Source organism: Maribacter sp. 4G9 (genome assembly GCF_002742265.1).
In the GTDB taxonomy this organism is placed as follows: domain Bacteria; phylum Bacteroidota; class Bacteroidia; order Flavobacteriales; family Flavobacteriaceae; genus Maribacter.
This window is the reverse complement of record NZ_MDGL01000162.1, coordinates 1-623: the sequence shown is the minus strand read 5'-3', so window position 1 is coordinate 623 and position 623 is coordinate 1. Positions and strand designations below refer to the sequence as shown.

Annotated in this window: 1 tRNA gene and 1 rRNA gene; both read left to right on the top strand. The window is 46.7% G+C overall.

Annotation, left to right across the window (positions count from 1 at the left end):
* Positions 1–193: 193 nt before the first annotated feature.
* A tRNA-Ala gene (locus BFP75_RS16890) sits at positions 194–270 on the top strand.
* A 219-nt stretch (positions 271–489) separates the two neighbouring features.
* Positions 490–623: ribosomal RNA gene (locus tag BFP75_RS16885) — 23S ribosomal RNA — on the top strand; the annotation flags it as partial.

The window sequence follows — 623 nt, the reverse complement described above, 5'->3', positions numbered from 1 at the left end:
CTGTGCTGAGCGCAGTCGAAGCAAGTCTGCCTGGGACTACTAAGGAGCCCACGGGCCTTTTAAGGGGATCCGGGCAACGTTCATTGTTTTGAAGTATTGGAAATTCTGGAAGTTGAGACAAACTAGTTGTTGGTTCTTGGTTGATGGTTGATGGTGAAGCTGTCAACTAACAACGAACAACGATCAACTAACTGGGGGATTAGCTCAGCTGGCTAGAGCGCCTGCCTTGCACGCAGGAGGCCATCGGTTCGACTCCGATATTCTCCACCAAGCAATGCTTGGAGATGATTTGCTCGTCTTTAAAGTATAGCATGAGGAGCCACAAATACATTATTTGTAATTGTTGGTGGCGACTCGCCACAAGTTCATTGACATATTGGGACAGGATATAATAAGATTGTTCTTATTGTATACCTAAAAAAGAAAGAAACACGAATCTTTATATAGAGTAAAGAGTACGAACAGAGTACAAAAGTAGAAAAGGAAAGGCGACAAGCTGGAAAAGGGCGTATGGGGAATGCCTAGGCTCTCAGAGGCGAGGAAGGACGTGATAAGCTGCGAAAAGCCGCGGGGATCGGCACATACGATATGATCCGCGGATATCCGAATGGGGCAACCCGGCA